Here is a 19,775-nt window from a genome sequence, read left to right as displayed (position 1 = left end):
CACCCCCACAAAGGAGCGGCCGCCGCGCGGCAGGCCGCTACGGGTTACGCCCTACGGGCTCCACCCTGCGCGGCCTGCCGCGCGATCAAGACTTACACCACTTCCCGGGACATCAACATTTTCAGTGCCCCTGCTATCGAACGATTTGGCCCACGAAAGATTACCCATCATGCGCTGGCGCCAGCCTATGTAGCCCCATCCACTATCAGCGTGATGAACGGGATTTTTAGGATTCGTCGAATACCCCGGGTAATGACCCAAACCATAGCTGTGGCCCATTTCATGGGCAAATTCATTGCCCACAGAATCGAGCAATGTGATCATCCCATTCCCGCCGGACAGCCCGTGCTCTTGCACACCATTCGCATACAGACCTCGTGCGTGATGAACGACGCGTTGACTGAATGACTCCGGCGAATCTTCGTTGATTCTGGAGTCCACCAAGCCGAAATTGGCCAAATTGATGCCTTGCGCGACCTGAACTTTGGCAACGTCTTGGCGCATGTCTCCACCGTATACTCCGCCCTGGTCCGGGCTCGGGCTGCCGGTGGTGTAGATCGCGCCACCGCCAGTGGATACGATCACGCGATCCAGTTGTATATCTTGATACTGCGCAACCACGAGGCGTGAGATTGGAATCGTAGAGAAGTAGTCCGTTCCACCCAGCTCCGGGTTTTTCATGAGGTAGCCGACGCCTTGATTGGGCGTTGTCAACATGCCCAGTCGAATGTTTTGAATGACCAACTCTGCTGGAGCACCAAAATCGATCTTGTCGGAGGCCAAGATCCCGCTGGTCGTGTCACCGGACGATTTGACCAACGCAAACGTAAGCTGCAGCCCTGGTCGCATCCACTGCCAAGGCACGATGACAGACCAGGCTTTGGCCGAATAGCCGACATCAGGCCTCACATAAGCGCCGCTATCGCTTCGCGGCAAGAGCGCGGGTGGCCGCATGCGCATCGTACCGAGCGCGACTCCTTGCCTGCTCGCTGTCACCTTCAACGTATCTGACACAGGATCAGCACTCGCGAGGGCGCCGTCGCCCAACAACAGCAGTAGTGCATCGCGCAACGCAACTGGTGCGGGTAGTTCACGCGAACTGTTGTCAGAAGGCGCTACGGAATGACTCTGCACGAATTGGACTTCACCCGTCAGGTTGCCCGCAAGATCGCTACGCAATGCCCGTGTCGCGCCAGACTCTGTGCGGTCGTAGAACCATAACGTGGGCATGGAGGTGATGGCATATTCCAGTTCGGCCACGCTCCATGGCGCTGCCAAAGGAAGAGGTCCTGCCACAGGTGGTGTTTCCGGAACAGCAGGTGTCCCTGTAACGGGAGGTGTTCCTGTCACAGGAGGTGTTTCTGTTACAGGTGGTATTCCTGTCACAGGTGGTGTTTCTGTTACAGGAGGTGTTCCCACCACAGGGGCTGTTTCTGTTACGGGTGGTGTTTCTGTCACGGGAGGTGTGCCTGAGACAGGAGGTGTTTCTGTTACAGGCGGTGATCCTGCCGCAGGAGGCGCTTCTGCCACAGGAGGTCTTCCTCCCACAGGAGGCGCTGCTGGATCTGAATCGCCCCCGCCGCAAGATGACAGCAACGTTGCGCAGGCAATCACCACGCACGCATTCACAGAATTCACTCTGGATCTCATGTTCATGACTTCCCTTTACGAGGACTGCGCTTTGGCGATCGCTTACCTCGTGATGTCCTGGTTACATGTTGTCGCACATGCCAATAGGTGAAGTAGAGTGCAGTCCATGCCTGCATCAACTGGCTGTTTTGGTGATGCGAACTGCGACGCCTCGCACGGCCCTGTCATGCGCAAACGCCCACTTGCTGTCTATATTTACGAATGCATTCGATCAGCACATATTCTGAGGTGCGGGTTGCAACACGAGGAACTGTTACCCAGGTGCTTGTCGTCGTTTGGTCTTCTTTTCCACATTCAGCCCGGATATTTCACCCATCTTCCCAAGAACCCGTCGATAAACCGCTGCCTCGCGAATTAATGCGCCGAACTGAATGGATCAAGACTTGCAAGCCGTGCTGGGATGCGGTTTGCGAAGATGCTTGGGGCGTGGACAGGGTCGTCCGGCAACCGTGCCGCACGTGGTCGCCGCCCGCAACTCGATCGCCATTCGAAGCAGCTTCACCACTCAACCGACCGCCCGGACGATGCGTGGCAGCACCGTGCGCGGCATGGGTGCCGCACAGGCCCGAGTGCGCACAAGCCCGAGTGCGCACGGGCGACTGAGATGTCGCGCGAAGCCAAAAATCAACTCGCCGTCACGCGCGTGGTGGTTCAGTACTGATCGTGGGATGTGGTGGTCGCCCTGCCGAGGCGCCTGCCGCCTGCGCTGCGCGTCTGCCTGTCAAGCCTTGGGCGCCCAGGCTTGCGGCGCGCAGCGCGCCTCGCCCAGCAGCAGCGCGCGCATGGTGGCCAGCTGGTGCTTGTGCAGCAGCACGATCGGAAACGCCACGTCGACGCAGCGTTCGGCAAACGGCGCGTCCAGCACACCGGCCTTGCCCAGTTCGCCCAGCGACATCTGAGGATCGATGGCGCAGGACTTGATCAGCACCAGCTGCTCGGCATTGAGGTCTTTGGCCAGGTCCAGCGCGATGGTGTCGGATGTAGCCTCCCAGTCGGTGCGCGGGTCGGGCTTGTCGCGCCGCAGCTCCAGCGGCAGCCACAACGCGGTCTTGCCGCGCCGCAGCAGCACCGGGATCTCGCTCTTGCGCGCGGTCAGCTGCAGCGCCGGGTTCAGCGCATGGAGCTGGTAGGCCATCTGCGCCATGGCCAGCACCGCCATGTTGTGGGCGGCCAGATCGTTGAACTGCCAGTGCGCCTGCACCCGCCGCACCTCGTCGGCGAAGCTGCCACCGCCGCAGACCACCGTCACGCGGCCCCCGCCGATCTGCGTCAGCAGGTCCAGCCATTGCGGCAACACCGGGTCGGCGCAAAGGCTGCCACCGATCTTGACGACCCACATCAGTCGTGCTCCCGTTCGAACAAGGTGGCCACGGCGACGCTGGGGGCGCACACCTGTGCCCAGGTGTCGGTGCCCGGGGCTGCATGGCGGGCCACGTGCGCCACGTCACGGCCATAGGCGGCGACACGGCGCGGTCGGGCGCGCGGGCTGGCCGTGCCGGCGTCAGCTTCGGCCGCGAGGTCGCCGACCAGGAACGCGCCGCAGCCTGCGCTGACCAGCACGGCATCGGGCGCGAGCGCATGTGCGGCCAGCACGCGACGCAGCTGCGCGCCGATGGCCGTGACCTGGGCCGCGCGCCACGCACGCGCCAGGTCGCACCATTCTTCGTCCGATGCGTCGCTTGCATCCAGCCCCACCATGCGCGCCAGGCGTTGCTGCGTGGCCCGCAGGCTCTTGTCCGCCTGGTCGGCCGTGGGTTGCAGATCGTGCGCCGGGTCGAGATCGCCGCACATGCGGTAGACGTCGGCCGTGGTGGCAAAGAACTCGTTCATCACGTGGCGGGCCTGGCCGCGCCAGGTGATCTGCTGGGTCAGCGCGCACAGCGGCGTGCGCACGACGCCGTGGTAGGCCAGCCCGCCGCTGACCAGGCGCTCGGCGTCGGTGCGGTCGGTGCCCAGCACGCGCCCGTGGCCGAAGGCGATCAGGTCGGTGGTGGTGCTGCCCACATCGACCAGCACGCCTTGCGGAAACACCAGCGCGGCATGGCGCGCCGTGGCCAGCCAGTTGGCCGAGGCGATGTTCTCCCAGTGCCAGGCGGCCTGTGCGGCAGCGCACCAGCCTGCATCGCCAGCAAAAAAATGCAGCTGGCCCGGCCCGTTGGGGAGCGTGGCCGCCAGCGCAGCAGCGATGGCCTGCACGCCGGTTTCCCGGTCCGCGAACAGGTCGACCATCTCGCCGGTCATGGTCACGGCGTGCCGGGCGGTGGCCAGATCGGGCCAGCGCCCGCTGGCCGCCTGCAGGGCATGTGCCAGGTGGTCCAGCCCCTGCCACAGCGGGCAGGCCCATTGCGCCACGTCGACCACCTGGCCGCGTTGCAGCAGGCAGGCCTTGACGTGGGCGCCGCCGATGTCCCAGCCGACGGTCGTGCGTTCAGGCGTGGCCATGCGCGGGCTCCCGGTAGTGGCCGATGCCGGGCAGGCGGTGGGCCGCCACCAAGTCGGCCGCCAGGTTGCGGCCCAGCGCCCGCGACAGCCCGACGTAGGCGCAGGTGACACGCGGGTTCACCTCGATCACCACGGCCCCACGCTCGGCATGCCAGACCAGATCGATGCCGACGAAGCCGCGCAGCCCGGGCATGGCAGCTGCCACCTGCGTGGCCAGCGCGCTGAGGGTGCGCCAGCGTGCGTCGCGCTGCCGCACCGCAGGCGTGCCCTGCAGGGCATCGAAGCGAACGCCTTCGAACGACAGCCGGCCGTGCGCATCGATCGCGATGCACTGGCGGTTGATGCTCAGCAGCTCGGCAGTCTGCGCGCCGCACAGCAGCGACATGCTCAGCGCCTCGCCCTCGATCCAAGGCTCCAGCGTCGCCATGGCCCCAGCCTGCGCGCGCGCTGCCAGATCGGCCAGCGCATCGGCGTGGCGGGTGTGCACCTGGGTGGCCACGGCGCCGGCACCGTCGTCGGGCTTGACGACCCAGCGGCTGATCTCGCGCGCGCTGGAGAACGCCAGCGGCGTCAGCACGCCATGCCGCGCCAGGTGCACCAGCGTGGCCTGCTTGCTGCTGGCCAGCGCAATCGCCTGCGCACTGCAGCCAAGCCAGCGCGCGGGCTGCACGGCGCGCTGCAGGTGTGCCAGCAGGCCGCCGGTCTCGGGCGCCACCAGCCAGACCAGGTCGTGCAACGCGCTTTGCCGCGCCACGAAGTCGAAGGCCGATTCACCGGCCAGCCGGCGCAGCGCGACGGCGCCGTGGGGCAGGGTGTTCCCCGCTTCGCAGACCGCCGCCGAGACCGAACAATCGGCCGCCTGCACGAGGTCGGCCACCATGGCATCGCGCATGGCCCGGCCCTGGGCCAGCAAGTCGGCCGCGGCCTCATCGCCGTGGTCGTCGATCTGGTCGCGCCAGCCGCCGCCGCTGAAGTGTTCGTACACGAAAGCGTTGATCGTCATTGCACCCACTCTTGCGAAGCCCGAAAACATCCATGACCTCCGAACTCCAGCTGATCCCCGTTGTCGACCTGTTGCAGGGCCAGGTGGTGCGGGCCGTGCGCGGCGACCGCAAGTCCTACCGGCCCATCGTGTCGGCACTGTGCGCCAGCAGCGACCCGGTCACCGTGGCCCGCATCCTGTGCGACCACTGCGCTGCGCACCAGCTCTACGTGGCCGATCTGGACGCGCTGCAGGGCGGGGCGGTGCAGGTCGAGGTGCTGGCTGGCCTGCTGCAGGCGCTGCCGGGTATCGAGCTGTGGCTGGATGCCGGCCTGGCCGACGCGCAGGCCGGCGAGGCCCTGCGCGCGCAACTGGCGGCGCACGCCGGGCGCATCGTGCTGGTGTATGGCAGCGAATCGTTGCGCTCGCGCGAAGCGCTGGAACGCTGCTTCGACGGCGCGGCCGGCGCAGGCGCTGGCGCGCAGACGCCTGCAGCGGCGCTGTCGCTGGACCGGCGCGACGGCCAGCGGCTGGATGTGGCTGGCTGCTGGGAGGCGGTGCACCTGTGGCCGCAGCGGCTGATCGTGATGACGCTGGAGCGCGTGGGCTCGGGCGCCGGCCCCGATCTTCAAACGCTGCAGGAGGTGCGGCGCCTGGCGCCGCGCGCCATGGTCATTGGCGCGGGCGGCATCCGCAACGCGGACGACCTGGCGCCCGCGCGTGCAGCCGGCGCCGACGCCTGGCTGGTGGCCAGCGCGTTGCACGACCTGCAATTGCCGCGCGCGGCTCGCTGATCTGTCCGGTCCGGTGCGTCGAGGGGCGGTAAAGACTGCCATCCGTTCGCCGTACACAGGAATCGTGCCATCTGCCCCACACGCGCGCGGCGTGGTGGCCAGCGACGGGCGGCACGCAATGCCCGCCAAAAGCGCAACACTCTGTCTCACATCGCATGCCTGAGCCGTGCCCGGCCCCTGGCTCGACCCAAGGCGCTGCGCCGTGGCGGGCCAGTGGCATATGGCTTGCGTACCGGCCTGCCCATGCCTGCCATCGACACTGCAATGCCGCCAGCGGATGCGCCCTGGACCTGCCCGTTCTGCCCCCTGCTGTGTGACGGCTTCGGCGTCGCGGTGAGCCCGGCACTGACCCTGGTCGGCAGCGATTGCCCCCGGGCGCAGCGCGCGCTGGCCCATTTCGACGGCTCGGCCGGCGCCCCGCAGCCCCAGGTCGGCGGGCGCGATTGCGATCTGGAGACGGCCCTGGGCGCCGCGGCGTCCCTGCTTGCGGCCAGCCGGCAACCCTTGTTTGGCGGGCTGGCGACCGATGTCGCCGGCGCCCGGGCACTGTATGCACTGGCCTGCGCCACCGGCGCCATCTGCGACCCTGCCCATGGCCCCACGCTGATGCACGGCCTGCGTGCCCTGCAGGACCGGGGTGGCTACAGCACCACGCTGGCCGAGGTGCGCACACGGGCCGACCTGGTCGTCTGCATGACGCCATCGCCCGAAGAACACCACCCCGAGCTGTGGCGCCGCGTGGGCGTGGGCGAGCGGGCCGAGCTGGCTGTCCAGACGCTGCCGCTGCACGGCGACCTGTTCGACACCGTGGCCCTGCTCGCCGCGCTCGTGGCCGGCCGTGTGGCACAGGGCGATGCGCGCGTGCCGCCCGCACTGGCGGCGCTGGCCGCACGCCTGCAGGCCGCGCGCTACGCGGTGCTGGTCTACGAGACGGCCCGGCTGCCGGCCCAGGGCGCGTTGATCATCGAGGCCATCGGGCGCATCGTCGCCACGCTCAACCGCAGCACGCGCGCGGCATCGCTGGCGCTGGGCGGCGGCGATGGCGCATCCACCGTGAACCAGGTGTTCACCTGGCTGTCGGGCCTGCCGCTGCGCTCGCGCGCCGGCCCGCTGGGCCTGGAACATGAGCCACTGTGCTTCGATGCGCAGCGGCTGCTGGCCGATGGCGCGGTCGATGCACTGCTGTGGGTGGCCAGCTTCGGCCCCGAGCCTGCGCCGCCACGGTTGGGCGTGCCCACCATCGTGCTCGGCCATCCCCGCATGCGGCTGCCGCAAGACGCGCGTGCCGAGGTGTTCATCCCCGTGTCTACGCCCGGCATCGGCTCCGCAGGCCATCTGTTTCGCACCGATGGCTCGGTGCTGCTGCCCCTGCACCCCGTGGTCGACGACGGCCTGCCGCGCGTGGCCGACGTGCTGCGGCGCATCACCCAGGCCGTGCAGGCCGTGCAGGCGCAGCAGAAGGAGCGTGCGGCATGACGGTGTTGCGCTTGCGCGGCGGCCGCGTCATCGACCCCACGAACGCGTGCGACGCCGTGCGCGACCTCTACGTGCGCGATGGCCGCATCGTCGACCTGGCGCCCGGCGAAGCTGCGACCGACGAGATCGACCTTCGCGGCTGCATCGTGATGGCCGGCGGCATCGACATGCACACCCACATCGGCGGTGGCAAGGTCAACCTAGCGCGCATGCTGCTGCCCGAAGACCACCGCACCCACAACAACCCCTTCGCGTTGCCCGACAGTGTGCTGGAACTGGCCTCGTGCGGCACCTGCACGCCCGGCACGCTGGCCACCGGCGCCCGCTATGTGGAGATGGGTTACACGGCTGCGTTCGAGCCGGCCATGATGGCTTGCAACGCGCGCCACACGCACATGGAGATGGGCGACACCCCCATCCTCGACCACGGCGCCTACGTGATGCTGGGCAACGACGAGCTGTTCCTGCGCATGCTGGCCGAGCGCTGGGACTTCGAGCGCATCCGCGACTACGCCGGCTGGACGATCAACGCCAGCAAGGCCATGGGCGTGAAGGTGGTCAACCCGGGCGGCATCTCGGCCTTCAAGTTCAACCAGCGCAAGCTCGATGTGGACCAGCCGCATGCGCACTGGCAGGTCACGCCGCGCGAGGTGGTGCACACACTGGCGCGCGCGCTGCGCGAACTGGGCGTGCCACACCCGCTGCACATCCACGGCAGCAACCTGGGCGTGGCCGGCAACATCCAGTCCACGCTGGACACGATTGCCGCACTCGACGGCCTGCCGGGCCACCTCACGCACATCCAGTTCCACGCTTACGGCACCGAGGGGCCGAAGAAGTTCTCGTCGGCCGCGCTGCAACTGGCCGAGGCAGTGAACGCCAACCCCAACATCAGCATCGATGTCGGCCAGATCATGTTCGGCCAGACCGTCACGGCCTCGGGCGACACCATGCGCCAGCATGCGCAGGCGGGCCTGGCCGACCCGCGCAAGTGGATTGGCGCCGACATCGAATGCGAGGCCGGCTGCGGCGTGGTGCCGTTCCGCTACCGCGAGCAGAGCTATGTGAACGCACTGCAGTGGGTCATCGGGTTGGAGATCTTCCTGCTGGTGGACGACCCCTGGCGCGTGGTGCTGACGACCGACCACCCCAATGGTGGCCCGTTCACCAGCTACCCGCACCTGATCCGCCTGCTGATGGACAGGGGCTTCCGGGCAGAGCAACTGGCCAAGCTGCACCCAGAGGTGGCGGCGCAGGCCGCGCTGGGCTCGATCACGCGCGAACTCACGTTGAACGAGATTGCCATCATGACGCGCGCCGGCCCCGCCCGGCTGCTGGGCCTGCGCGACCGGGGCCACCTGGGCGCAGGCGCGGCGGCCGACATCGCGGTCTACCGCGAGAACCCCGACCGCGAGGCCATGTTCGCCACGCCCGCCTACGTGTTCAAGGACGGCGTGCTGGTGGCGCGGGGCGGCCGCGTCACGGCCCTGCCCGTGGGGGGAACGCACTTCGTCACGCCCGACTACGACCGCAGCATCGAGGCGCGCCTGCGCCGGCACCTGGCAGAGCAGGGCGCGGTCAATTTCGACCACATCGCCATTGGCCACGACGAGCTGTGCCAGTGCGGCAATGGCGGGCGCCTGCTGCCCAGCGCCTGCTTCCAGCAGGCCGCGTCATGAAAGCGATGGCGGCATGACGGCCCCAATCCTGCAGCGCAACGGCGTCGTCATCGACGCCACCTTCGCCGAGGCCTTTCCGATGAAGGCCACGCGCATCCTCATCACGGCGCACAACATCACCTGGGCGCGGCATGCGGCGGTGACGGCGACGGGCTTTGCCACCTCGGTGATCGCCTGCGGCTGCGAGGCCGGCATCGAGCGCGAGCTCGACCCCCAGGAGACGCCCGACGGCCGCCCGGGCATCAGCGTGCTGCTGTTCGCGATGTCGGGCAAAGAGCTGGCCAAGCAGATCGAGCGCCGCGTCGGCCAGTGCGTGCTGACCTGCCCGACCACGGCCGTGTTCGCCGGCCTGCCGCGCGGCGCTGCGGGCAGCGACCGGGCCGCGCTGGGCAAGAACCTGCGCTTCTTCGGCGACGGCTGGCAGATCTCCAAGATGATCGCTGGCGAGCGCTACTGGCGCGTCCCCGTGATGGACGGCGAATTCGTGGCACAGGAAGACACGCCCGTGGTCAAGGCCGTGGGCGGCGGCAACCTGCTGCTGCTGGCCACCGACACCGACGCCGCATTGGCGGCGGCCGAGGCTGCTGTCGCGGCGATGCAGCGGCTGCCCAATGTCGTGATGCCGTTCCCGGGCGGCGTGGTGCGCTCGGGCTCCAAGGTCGGCAGCCGCTACGCCAGCCTGATGGCCTCGACCAACGATGCCTTCTGTCCCACCCTCGTCGGGCTCGTGCCGCACAGTGAACTGGCCAGCGGCGCGAATGGCCGGCCCATCGGCTGCGTGATGGAGATCGTGATCGACGGCCTGACCGAGGCCGACGTGGCCGCTGCCATGCGTGTAGGCATGGACGCGGCGATTGCCATCGGCCCGGCCGCCGGCCTCTTGCGCATCTCGGCCGGCAATTACGGCGGCAAGCTGGGGCCGTTCCATTTCCATCTGCACAAGCTGCTGGGCGCGGGGGAGGTCTCTGCATGAGCGACGCGCCCGGCCGCCCCAAGCAAGCTCGCACCGCAGGCGAAGCCGGAGGTATTGCATGAACGGTTGGCACCTGCGGCTGCGCCAGCCACCTGCCCTGCGCGTCGATCTGCGCGGCGTCACGCCGGCTGCGCTGGCAGATCTCTCGGCGACCGAGGTCGGGCACCTGCCCGTGACGCACGGCAACGTCCGCTTGCCGCTGGGCGAGCTGTTCGACATCGCACCCGGCTTCGAGCCGGACCTGCTGCTGTTCGAAGGCGATCTGGCCCGCTGCGACCGCATCGGCTGGCAGATGGACGGCTGCCGCATCCACGTCGAAGGCCACGCCGGCCACTATGCGGGCGGCTGCATGCGCGCAGGCGAGCTGCGCATCGAAGGCAGCGCCGGCCTGCTGGCCGCCTGCGAGATGGCGGGCGGATCGCTGAGCGTGCAGGGCCACGTGGGCGACTTCGCGGCCAGCACGCTGCCCGGCAGCATGGACGGCATGCGCGGCGGCACTTTCGTCGTGCACGGCGATGCGGGCGAGCGCTTCGGCGACCGCATGCGGCGCGGGTCTGCGGTGGTGCACGGCAAGGTGGGCGCGTTCCTGGGCGCGCGCATGGTGGCCGGCACCATCGCCGTCGGGGGCGGGGTGGGCGCGCACGCGGGCTACGGCATGCGGCGCGGTAGCATCGTCCTGGCCGCCCAGGGCGCGGCGGCGCCGGCCAGCCCGACCTTCGTGCCCAACCTGGCCGCCACCCCCGTCTTCTGGGCATTGCTGGCACGCGATCTGGCGCGCCACGGCGGCCCCTTCACCGACCTGCCCGCACGCCGTATCCAACGCCATCTGGGCGACCTGTCGGCCGATGGCAAGGGCGAGCTCATCCACTGCATCTAGCGACCATCGAACCCCGGAACCTCCTGCACATGACGCACCCCTATCTCTTCCATGCCGGCGAAGCCACCGTCTTCGCCAAGGACGGCCAGTTCACCGACGCCATGCCCGAGATCCTGATCGGCGCCACCGACGGCCCCGTGGGCCAGGCCTTCGCCAACATGATGGCGCAGAGCAAGGGCCACACGGCGATGTTCGCCATCCGCGCCTGCAACCAGCTCGTGCGGCCCGCGACCATCGTGGTGCCCAAAGTCACGCTGAAGGACATGGCCAACATCGACCTGTTCGGCGGCGTGGTGCAGGGCGCGACGGCCGATGCGGTGGTCGATTGCCTGATCGAGGGCATCATCCCGCGCGAACATGCCAACGCGCTGTGCATCATCAGCCTGGTGTGGATCGACCCGCGTTGCGCCAAGGACCCGAACCTGGACAAGAAGGACATGTACCGCACCAACTACGAGGCGACCAAGCTTGCGATTCGGCGTGCGCTGAACAACGAGCCGTCGGTGGACGAACTGATCGCCAACCGCCACCGCATCAAGCACGACATGGACGACTGGAGTTGACTGCCCCCACCCTCCCATTCGCACTGCTCGACGATTGCGGCGCGACGGCCGCGCAGCCGACCAGTCGCCTGCACACCGGCTTCGTGCGTGCGCACCGCTGCGCGGACCCGGCCGAGCTCAATGCAACCTGGGCGCGCGTCGATGCCGACCTGCGGCAGGGTCTGCACGCCGTGCTGCTGGCCGACTACGAGTGGGGCGCCAAACTGCAGCGCGCAGGGCACGGCGGCCTGGGCGCCGACGATGCCTCGGCGCTGTGCGTGCTGATGTTCCGTGATTGCGCGAAGCTGTCGTCCGAGGCGGTCTGCGCCTGGCTGGCGGCGCAGGAGCAGGCCGAGGTCGGCAGCGGCGTCGGCACGAACATCGGCGCCGCCACCGGCATCGACAGTGCACCGCCCGTGGCCGTGTTCGATCTGCAACCCAGCATCGACGAGGCCGCCTTCACGCACGCCATCGCCCGCATCCACGACGCCATTGCGGCGGGCGAAACCTACCAGGTTAACTTCACCTACCGCCTGCACGGCAGCTGTCACGGCGGGCCGGTGGCGCTCTACCGGCGCCTGCGCGAACGCCAGAGCGTGGCCTATGGCGCGCTGATCGCCTTGCCGCGCAGCGGGTGTCTTGGAGATGGGGCCATCACGCATGTGCTCTCGCGCTCGCCCGAGCTGTTTCTGCGCCACGACGCCGGAGTGATGACGGCGCGGCCGATGAAGGGGACCGCCGCCCGCGCCGATGCGCCCGAAGGCGACAGCGAGACGGCGCGCCTGCTGGCGGCCGACGCCAAGAACCGCGCCGAGAACGTGATGATCGTGGACCTGCTGCGCAACGACATCGGCCGCGTGGCGCGCATCGGCTCGGTGCAGGTGCCTACGTTGTTCGCCATCGAGCCCTATGCCACGCTGTTCCAGATGACGTCCACCGTGCAGGCCGAGCTACGCGCCGGTGTGGCCATGCCCGAGCTGCTGCGCGCCGTCTTCCCCTGCGGCTCGATCACCGGGGCGCCCAAGCACCGCACCATGGACTGGATCGCCCAGCTGGAAAGCACCCCGCGCGGCCTGTACTGCGGCGCCATCGGCTGGGTCCAGGCGCCGGCCGAGGGTGCGGCGCTCGGCGACTTCTGCCTGTCGGTGGCGATCCGCACGCTGACACTCGGTGCCCCTGCCCGTGGGCTGCGCCCGCTGCGGGTGGGGGTGGGCGCCGGCATCGTGCAGGACAGCGTCGCCGCTGAGGAATTCGGCGAGTGCCGGTTGAAGGCGCGTTTCCTCACCGCACTCGACCCTGGCTTCGAACTGTTCGAAACCATGTGGGCCTCACCGGTCGACGGCATCCGCCACCTGGAGCGGCACCTGGCGCGGCTGGCGCAGAGCGCGCGCGTGCTGGGCTTTGCGTTCGACCGCAACGCAGCGTTGCAGGCGCTGGGCGATGCCGTGCGCACCCTGGCGCCCGGTCAGCCCTCGCGCCTGCGCCTGGCGTTGGCGCACGGTGGGCGCATCGGGATCACGCACGCGCCGCTGGCGCCACTGCCGGCCGGGCCGGTGAAGCTGGTGATTGCCGGTGTGCGGCTGCCCAACGACAACCCGCTGGCCGCGCACAAGACTACGGTGCGCCAGCACTACGACGCCGGGGTGCGCGCGGCCGAGGCTGCCGGCGCCTTCGACAGTCTGTTTTTTACGCAAGACGGCCGGCTGGCCGAAGGCGGGCGTAGCACAGTGTTTGCGCGCATCGGCGGGCGCTGGTGGACACCGCCCGTGGCCGACGGCGCACTGCCCGGCGTGATGCGCGGCGTGCTGCTGGACGACGCGGCCTTCAGCGCGGGGGAGCGCAGCCTGACGCTGCAGGACATCCAGGCCGCTGAGGAGCTGATGGTCTGCAATGCGCTGCGCAGTGCGCTGGCGGCGCAGTTGCGGGTGCACGAGCCTACGGCCGCGTGAGCAAACCGTCCGGCGCCATGCAGCTGGCCCTGTTCGACCTCGACCACACGCTGATCCCATTCGACAGCGGCATGGCCTGGACGCGCTTCCTGGTGGCGCGCGGCGTGCTGCCGGCCGATGCAGAAGCGGTCTACCTGGGCTGGTGCCAGCAGTACGTGGACGGCAAGCTGGACATCCGCGCGGTGCACCAAGCCACCGTGGCGCCGCTGGCACCCTTCGGCCTCGCCACGCTGCGGCAATGGTCGGCGCAGTTCGAGGCCGAGATGGCGCTGGTGGTGCCCGAGGCCATGCGTGCGCTGGTGCGCCAGCATCAGGAAGCGGGCCACCTTTGCGCCATCGTGACCGCCACCACGCGCTTCATCGCCGAGCCGTTCGGCCGCTTGTTCGGCGGAGTCGAAGTGCTCGCAACACGCTCGCGCGTGGTGGACGGCCGGCTGGACGGCAGCATCGACGGCGAGCCATGCTTTGGCGTCCACAAGCTGGCGCATGTGAACGCGTGGCTGGCGGGGCACGGCGCGCAACTCGATGCGTTTGAGCGCTCGTGGTTCTATTCCGATTCCGTCAGTGACTTGCCGTTGTTGGAAGCTGTGACCGACCCCGTGGCTGTGGCGCCGGACGCGCGGCTACAGGCGCGGGCGCGGGAACGTGGTTGGAGCATCCACGAACGCAGCTGAGTAGCGCCGTCTGGACGGGGGCGTTGCTCGTCGACACGAGTAAGCGACAGTAAACTGGAGCAGGTGTTCATCGCGCAGGTTTCGTACACTGGCGACCGGACATCCCGTGAGACCAAGTACGTCATCCAAGGCACCACGCTCGAAGGTATTGCCGGCGAAGTTGTTGCCAAGGTCGGCCACACTGGCCGACTCGTTGTCATCACCGTCTATGTCAGCTGAAGAGTCGTGCGCTCACTGCCAGAACGGACGCGCACAACTCAAGCGTGTCACGCGCAGTTATGGGAAGGGCAAGGACTTGCTGGTGATCGAGAACATCCCCATGTGGTCGTGCCCGAGTTGTGGCGAGTCTTACTTCACAGCGCAGACGATGCACGAGCTGGAGCGCATCAAGGCACTCCGCAAATCCGTCGCCAAGGACCGAACCGTCCCGGTGGCGGTCTTTGAATCAGCGGTCGCGTGACCAGCCTCGCCAGAAGCGTTGGATTTCAGGGTTGATGCCGCCCCCTACACCTCGATCAACCCCCACCGCAGCGCCACCAGCGTCAGCTCCGCCTGGTTGCTCGCCCCCAGCTTCTGCTTGACCCGGTACAGGTGGGACCCCACCGTGCTCATCGACAGGTTCAGCGTTTCCGCGATCTGGGCCACCGTCATGCCGCGCGCGAGCTGGATGAACACCGAGAACTCGCGCGCGCTGAGCAGGCTGGTTGGGTTCGTCTCGCCGTCGATTTGCGCCGTAGCCAGCGCCTGGGCAGTCTGGGCGTCGATGGAGCGCTCGCCGCGCGCCACGGTGCGCACGGCGGTGATCAGTGCATCGGGCGCGCTGCGCTTGGTCAGGTAGCCGAGCGCGCCGGCCTGCAGCATGCGGCGCGGGTGCACCGTGTCCTCGTGCGCCGACAGGGCCAGCACGCGGGCCTTGGGGTCGTGGGCCAGGATGCGGCGCAGCGCCTCCAGCCCGCCCATGCCGGGCATCGACAGGTCCATCATCACCACATCGGGCCGCACCTGTGGGTAGAGCTGGCAGGCCTGCTCGCCGGTGTCGGCCTCGGCCGCGACCTCGATCTGCGCGTCCGCCAGCAGCATGCGAAAACCCATGCGCACGAGGGCGTGGTCGTCCACCAGCATCACGCGGATCTGCGGCGGGGCCTGGGTCATGGAAATGCCTTCGTGTTGCGCATCGCGTTGCTCATGTCTTCTCCAAGGCAGCGGCCGGCACCGCCAGTCGCACCGTCAATTGGGCGCCGCGCGGGGCGGCCGGTTCCAGGCGCAGCGTGCCGCCCAGGCTGTCGATGCGTTCTGCCAGCCAGCGCAGGCCGTAGTGGCCGGGGCTGGCAGCGCCGGCCGCTGCAGGGTCGGGCAGGCCAAGGCCGTCGTCGCGCAGCGTCAGTGTCAGCGTTGTGTCGTCGCCCTGCAGGGTCAACGCGAGGTGGCCCGCCTGGCCGTGTCGCAGCGCGTTGGTCATGCCTTCCTGGGCGGCGCGGTACAGCACCAGGGCAGTGTCGGTGTCCAGCTGCAGCTGTTCGGGCTCGACGCCCAGGTGCCAGTCGATGCGCAGTCCGACATGGCTGGCCCGCATGCGCTCGACCAGGTCTTCGAGCGCGGCCACCAGCCCGAACTGGTCCAGCACCAGCGGTGTCAGGCGCGGGATCATGCCGTGCATGGCGGTGTACAGCCGCGCCGATTCTTCAGCGATCAGCCGGGCCGCCTGCTCGGCCTGCGGGTCGATGGCCTGCACGCGCTGCGCGATCGACAACGCCATGCTGCGCATCGCGGTGACGGACTGGCCCAGTTCGTCGTGCAGCTCGCGTGCGATCAGGCGACGCTCGGCCTCGATCTTCTGGTCGACCCAGCGGCCCAGCGCGCGGCTCTCCGACAGCCGGTGCTCGGCCTGCACGGCGCGTCGCTCGGTCTCGATGTGCTGGCGCAGCATGCCGACCATGCGGTTGAACGCGGCGCCGATGGCCGCCGCCTCGCGGCCGGCCAGGGCCGGCAGTGTCACGTCGAAGCGCCCTGGCTCCAGCCGGTTCAGCGCGTCGACGATGTCGGCAAACGGCCGCGTGGCACGGCCCACCAGCCAGAACACGCCGGCGTTGACCACCAGCAGCAGCCCCAGCGCGCTGAGCGCCATCAGCACGGCGCCATCCCACGCGTCGAGCACGGCGCGCGAGGCGTTGGACTGCACGCGCAGCTCACCACCGGGGAAAGTGATCGCGTTCTCCGACGGCGCGGGCGCGACCAGGCTGGCGAACCATTCCGGCGCGTTGCGCCCGGCTTTGTAGGTGGAGGTGGGCGACTGGTAGAGCACCTGCGCGTTGGCGTCCAGCAGCGTGATGTCGTTGGAACGCACGCGGCCCACGCCCTGAAGGAAAGACAGCATGGCCGAGGGGCCCTGTGCCGTGTAGAGCCAGGCGGTGCGGTTCAGCAGCTGGGCCGCGACGCGGTTGGCTGCTATCACTTCCTCGTGCACCGATGCCCGCATGGCCTGCAGCTGCAGCGCCAGCACGGCCGCGACGAACAGCAGGCTCAGCAGGCTGACGATGCCGTTGATCTTGAGGCGCAGCGTCATGGCGGCTGCCCGGGCCGCTGGGCACCCTCTGCAGCCGACCAACCGGGGCCTGCCTCGCCCCCTCGTCCGGCGTGGGAGCGGGTGGGGGATAGGGGCGCGCCGCCGAAGTCGCCGTCCAGCGCGTAACGATCGAGCGCCGCCACCATGGCCGAGGCCATCTCCGGCGCCGCCGGGTCGTGCCCACCCTGGTCCACCCACTGCAGCCGGCTGTGCGCGATGCGCGCGTGCACGGCCTGCGCGCCCTGCGGCGGGCAGATGCGGTCATCACGCGCGTGCAGCAGCAGCGTGGGCACGCGGGGCAGGGCGCCGAGCTGCAGCAGCAACGGCGGCGCATCGAGCCAGCAACGGTGGTGCAGGTAGTGGCTCTGCACGCGGTAGCGATCGACCAGCGCGGCCAGCGCGTCGCCGCTGGGTGCATCGGCTGGGTCCATCGGGAGGCCGTCGGTCAGCGCCCGTTCCCATTGCCACCAGGCCAGCGCCAGTTCCTGCTGCCGATCCGTGTGGGGAGCGCCCGCCTGCGCCAGCAGCCCGCTGTGCAGGTAGCCCAGCATGTCGTGCCGCGCATCAGCCGGCGCTACGGCCGCAAAGCGCGACCAGGCGGCCGGTGCGTGGCCGGCAGCGTCCTGGAAGAACGCGGCGATGCCCTCGTCGCTTGGCACGAACACCGCGCGCAGCAACAACGCCGCCACGGCCTGCGGTTCGTGCAGCGCATAGACCAGCGCCAGCGTTGCGCCCCACGACCCGCCGACCACCAGCCAGCGCTCAATGCCCAGGTGCTCGCGCACATGGCGCATGTCGTCCAGCAGGTCGGCCGTGGTGTTGTGCGCGGTCGCGCCGCGCGGCCGGCTGCGGCCGGCGCCGCGCTGGTCGATGCCGATGACGCGAAAGCGCGCGGGGTCGAAGAAGCGCCGCAGCAGTGGCGAGCCACCCGAGCCGGGGCCACCGTGCAGCACCACGGCGCACACGCCGGCCGGGTTGCCGCTCTCTTCCACATGCAGCACATGGCCGTGCGACACCTCCAGTACAAGGCTGCGCAGCGGTGGTGTTGCAGGGTAGAGCGGGCGGGCGGTCACGTTGGGCATGGTAAGTGCCGCCGCCGCATGCCCGGTCTCATGAAAATCATGAACCGCGAATCAAGATTTCACGGCTGTGCGGGGCCGCGCCCATGGGCCAACATGCAGACCGGAGCATCCCTGTTCCCGCAGCCGCCGTCCCGGCGCTGTGCCCCCATGAAGGAGACACGACATGACATGGACCACCCCGACGGCTACCGATATGCGCTTCGGCTTCGAGATCACGATGTACGTCAGCGCGCGCTGAGCGGCGCCTAGTACAGCGCTGACCTTGCAACCCGCCCCGGCACGCCCGGGGCGGGTTCTTTCCACCCCCTCATTTCAGCCTCCATGCGCATCACCGTATTGGGATCGGCCGCCGGCGGCGGATTTCCGCAGTGGAACTGCAACTGTCGCAACTGCGCCGGCGTGCGTGCCGGCACGGTGCGCGCCAAGCCGCGCACGCAGTCGTCGATCTTTGTGCGGCCCGACGCAGGCGTGGGCGCCGAAGATGGCGTGAACGGAGTCTTGTTCAACGCCTCGCCCGACATCCTGGAGCAGATCCGCAGCAGCCCCGTGCTGCAACCGGCCCGTGCGTTGCGCGACAGCGCGATTGCCGGTGTCGTGCTGATCGACGGCCAGGTCGACCATGCCACGGGCCTCTTGATGCTGCGCGAGCGCGGCACGCCGTTGCCGTTGTGGTGCACCGACCCGGTGGCGCAAGACCTCAGCCAGGGCCTGCCGCTGCTGGGCGTGCTGTCGCACTTCTGCGGCGTGGTGCGCCATCCGATCACGCTGGACGGCGCGGCCTTCGAGGTGCCCGGCGTGCCCGGCCTGCGCATGCACGCCATGGCGCTGAGCGGCAAGGCCGCGCCCTATTCGCCGCACCGCGAGCACCCGGTGGCGGGCGACAACATCGGCGTGACCATCACGGACAGTCGCAGCGGCAAGCGCCTGTTCTACGCGCCCGGTCTGGGCGCCATCACGCCGCCGGTGTTCGATGCCATGGCCAGCGCGGATGCCGTCATGGTGGACGGCACTTTCTGGACCGACGACGAGATGATCGGCCAAGGCGTGGGCCGCAAGCGCGGGCGCGAGATCGGCCACCTGCCGCAGTCGGGCGAGGGCGGCATGCTCGAGTGGCTGGCGCGCCTGCCCGCCACCACCACGCGCAAGCTGCTGATCCACATCAACAACACCAATCCCATCCTGGACGAGGACTCCCAAGAGCATGCGGCGCTGCGGCGTGCGGGTGTGGAGGTCTGCGAGGACGGGATGACGATCACCCTTTGAAAGGCCAGGTGCTGCCATGTACGCCGACCGGATTCAGGACGCTTTGCGCCCGGCACCCGCTTTGACCGCCAACGGTGAGCCGACCGGTGCGGCCTGGCCGCGCGACACCTTCGAAGCCAAGCTGCGCGAGCGCGGGCGCAGCTACCACATCCACCACCCGTTCAACGTGATGCTGAACACCGGGCGCGCCACGCCCGAGCAGATCCGCGGCTGGGTGGCGAACCGCTTCTACTACCAGATCGCGATCCCGATCAAGGACGCGGCGGTGCTGTCGAACTGCCCCGACCCCGCAGTGCGGCGCGGCTGGGTGCAGCGCATCCTGGACCACGACGGTTTCGAGCTGGGCGGCATCCGCGACGAAGGCGGCGTCGAGGCCTGGCTGCGACTGGCCGAGGCCGTGGGCCTCGCGCGCGAGGAAGTACTCGACCTGCGCCACGTGGTGCCGGCCATGCGCTTCGCCGTCGATGCCTACGTGAACTTCGCCCGCCGCGCGCCCTGGCAAGAGGCGGTGTGTTCGTCGCTCACCGAGCTCTTTGCGCCCGAGATCCACAAGCAGCGCCTGGCCACCTGGCCCCAGCACTACGGGTGGATCGAGACCGCCGGCATGGACTACTTTCGCAACCGCGTCAGCCAGGCGCGGCGCGATGTGGAGCAGGGGCTGGCCATCACGCTCGCGCACTTCGACACGCGTGCGCTACAGGAGCGGGCGCTGGAAGTGCTGCAGTTCAAACTCGACATTCTCTGGGCCATGAACGACGCGATGGCCACGCGCTATGGAGTGACGGGCGAATGAGTGCCGCCCAGCCATCCGAAGTCGCTCGCACCGAGG

20 protein-coding genes are annotated in these 19,775 nt (G+C 69.0%); 13 read left to right on the top strand and 7 right to left on the bottom strand.

The features are described 5' to 3' along the window. Window positions 1-51 precede the first annotated feature (51 nt). The 4 genes from AC099J_RS28365 to AC099J_RS28350 all read right to left on the bottom strand — a co-directional run bounded on the left by AC099J_RS28365 (window position 52) and on the right by AC099J_RS28350 (window position 5,095). Entirely contained in the window at window positions 52-1,260 is a 1,209-nt protein-coding gene (locus tag AC099J_RS28365) for a M66 family metalloprotease (protein ID WP_479618658.1), read from the bottom strand. 1,111 nt (window positions 1,261-2,371) lie between these two features. Continuing rightward, window positions 2,372-2,989 (bottom strand): amino acid kinase family protein, encoded by a 618-nt coding sequence (locus AC099J_RS28360; protein WP_479618657.1) that lies wholly within the window; start codon window positions 2,987-2,989, stop codon window positions 2,372-2,374. Beyond that, window positions 2,989-4,092 carry a hydantoinase/oxoprolinase family protein gene (locus tag AC099J_RS28355; protein ID WP_479618656.1) on the bottom strand — a complete coding sequence of 368 codons (1,104 nt, stop codon included), beginning with the start codon at window positions 4,090-4,092 and terminating at the stop codon, window positions 2,989-2,991. Before AC099J_RS28355 ends, AC099J_RS28360 begins: the two co-directional genes overlap by 1 nt. Then, on the bottom strand, window positions 4,079-5,095 hold the full coding sequence (locus AC099J_RS28350; protein WP_479618655.1) for an ATP-grasp domain-containing protein: 1,017 nt from the start codon (window positions 5,093-5,095) through the stop codon (window positions 4,079-4,081). Before AC099J_RS28350 ends, AC099J_RS28355 begins: the two co-directional genes overlap by 14 nt. Before the next feature lie 32 nt (window positions 5,096-5,127). Here AC099J_RS28350 and AC099J_RS28345 point away from each other — a divergent pair, with 32 nt between their 5' ends. The 10 genes from AC099J_RS28345 to AC099J_RS28300 all read left to right on the top strand — a co-directional run bounded on the left by AC099J_RS28345 (window position 5,128) and on the right by AC099J_RS28300 (window position 14,498). After that, complete coding sequence (locus tag AC099J_RS28345) at window positions 5,128-5,868, top strand: HisA/HisF-related TIM barrel protein (RefSeq protein WP_479618654.1); 741 nt, start codon at window positions 5,128-5,130, stop codon at window positions 5,866-5,868. 243 nt (window positions 5,869-6,111) lie between these two features. Beyond that, window positions 6,112-7,344, top strand: a complete 1,233-nt coding sequence (locus AC099J_RS28340; RefSeq protein WP_479618653.1) for a molybdopterin-binding domain-containing protein — start codon at window positions 6,112-6,114, stop codon at window positions 7,342-7,344. Then, on the top strand, window positions 7,341-9,023 hold the full coding sequence (locus AC099J_RS28335; protein ID WP_479618652.1) for a formylmethanofuran dehydrogenase subunit A: 1,683 nt from the start codon (window positions 7,341-7,343) through the stop codon (window positions 9,021-9,023). The genes AC099J_RS28340 and AC099J_RS28335 overlap by 4 nt, the downstream gene beginning before the upstream one ends. A 13-nt stretch (window positions 9,024-9,036) precedes the next feature. Beyond that, window positions 9,037-9,996: a formylmethanofuran--tetrahydromethanopterin N-formyltransferase gene (gene fhcD / locus AC099J_RS28330; RefSeq protein ID WP_479618651.1), complete on the top strand. Its 960-nt coding sequence runs from the start codon at window positions 9,037-9,039 to the stop codon at window positions 9,994-9,996. Window positions 9,997-10,054: 58 nt separating this feature from the next. After that, on the top strand, window positions 10,055-10,873 hold the full coding sequence (locus tag AC099J_RS28325; RefSeq protein WP_479618650.1) for a formylmethanofuran dehydrogenase subunit C: 819 nt from the start codon (window positions 10,055-10,057) through the stop codon (window positions 10,871-10,873). A 29-nt stretch (window positions 10,874-10,902) separates the two neighbouring features. Continuing rightward, window positions 10,903-11,436, top strand: coding sequence for a formaldehyde-activating enzyme (gene fae / locus AC099J_RS28320; RefSeq protein ID WP_479618649.1), 534 nt, complete (start codon window positions 10,903-10,905; stop codon window positions 11,434-11,436). Next, complete coding sequence (locus AC099J_RS28315) at window positions 11,433-13,364, top strand: chorismate-binding protein (RefSeq protein WP_479618648.1); 1,932 nt, start codon at window positions 11,433-11,435, stop codon at window positions 13,362-13,364. Before fae ends, AC099J_RS28315 begins: the two co-directional genes overlap by 4 nt. Continuing rightward, on the top strand, window positions 13,361-14,038 hold the full coding sequence (locus AC099J_RS28310; protein WP_479618647.1) for an HAD family hydrolase: 678 nt from the start codon (window positions 13,361-13,363) through the stop codon (window positions 14,036-14,038). Before AC099J_RS28315 ends, AC099J_RS28310 begins: the two co-directional genes overlap by 4 nt. 63 nt (window positions 14,039-14,101) lie before the next feature. Continuing rightward, entirely contained in the window at window positions 14,102-14,257 is a 156-nt protein-coding gene (locus tag AC099J_RS28305) for a hypothetical protein (protein ID WP_479618646.1), read from the top strand. After that, a complete protein-coding gene (locus AC099J_RS28300; protein ID WP_479618645.1) occupies window positions 14,247-14,498 on the top strand; it encodes a type II toxin-antitoxin system MqsA family antitoxin in 252 nt (83 codons plus the stop codon). Before AC099J_RS28305 ends, AC099J_RS28300 begins: the two co-directional genes overlap by 11 nt. Window positions 14,499-14,542: 44 nt before the next feature. Here the strand turns inward: AC099J_RS28300 and AC099J_RS28295 are convergent, their stop codons facing one another. From AC099J_RS28295 to AC099J_RS28285, 3 genes are read right to left on the bottom strand one after another with little or no spacing between them, the layout of a single operon-like run. After that, window positions 14,543-15,190 carry a response regulator gene (locus AC099J_RS28295; protein WP_479618644.1) on the bottom strand — a complete coding sequence of 216 codons (648 nt, stop codon included), beginning with the start codon at window positions 15,188-15,190 and terminating at the stop codon, window positions 14,543-14,545. A 31-nt stretch (window positions 15,191-15,221) separates the two neighbouring features. Further along, window positions 15,222-16,601 (bottom strand): histidine kinase, encoded by a 1,380-nt coding sequence (locus tag AC099J_RS28290; protein ID WP_479618643.1) that lies wholly within the window; start codon window positions 16,599-16,601, stop codon window positions 15,222-15,224. Then, the gene (locus AC099J_RS28285; RefSeq protein ID WP_479618642.1) at window positions 16,598-17,683 is read right to left on the bottom strand and encodes an alpha/beta fold hydrolase; all 1,086 of its coding nucleotides are present in this window, start codon (window positions 17,681-17,683) and stop codon (window positions 16,598-16,600) included. The genes AC099J_RS28290 and AC099J_RS28285 overlap by 4 nt, the downstream gene beginning before the upstream one ends. Before the next feature lie 163 nt (window positions 17,684-17,846). Here AC099J_RS28285 and pqqA point away from each other — a divergent pair, with 163 nt between their 5' ends. The 3 genes from pqqA to pqqC all read left to right on the top strand — a co-directional run bounded on the left by pqqA (window position 17,847) and on the right by pqqC (window position 19,739). After that, complete coding sequence (pqqA, locus tag AC099J_RS28280) at window positions 17,847-17,921, top strand: pyrroloquinoline quinone precursor peptide PqqA (RefSeq protein ID WP_479618665.1); 75 nt, start codon at window positions 17,847-17,849, stop codon at window positions 17,919-17,921. Window positions 17,922-18,004: 83 nt separating this feature from the next. Next, window positions 18,005-18,946 (top strand): pyrroloquinoline quinone biosynthesis protein PqqB, encoded by a 942-nt coding sequence (gene pqqB, locus AC099J_RS28275; protein WP_479618641.1) that lies wholly within the window; start codon window positions 18,005-18,007, stop codon window positions 18,944-18,946. Between the two features lie 16 nt (window positions 18,947-18,962). Next, window positions 18,963-19,739, top strand: a complete 777-nt coding sequence (gene pqqC / locus AC099J_RS28270) for a pyrroloquinoline-quinone synthase PqqC (RefSeq protein WP_479618640.1) — start codon at window positions 18,963-18,965, stop codon at window positions 19,737-19,739. The last annotated feature ends 36 nt before the right edge of the window (window positions 19,740-19,775 follow it).

The sequence above is a fragment of the Rhodoferax sp. RT4P68 genome (genome assembly GCF_056521305.1).
Note: the sequence above shows the minus strand (reverse complement) of the source record. Positions and strands in the feature narration are given on the sequence as shown.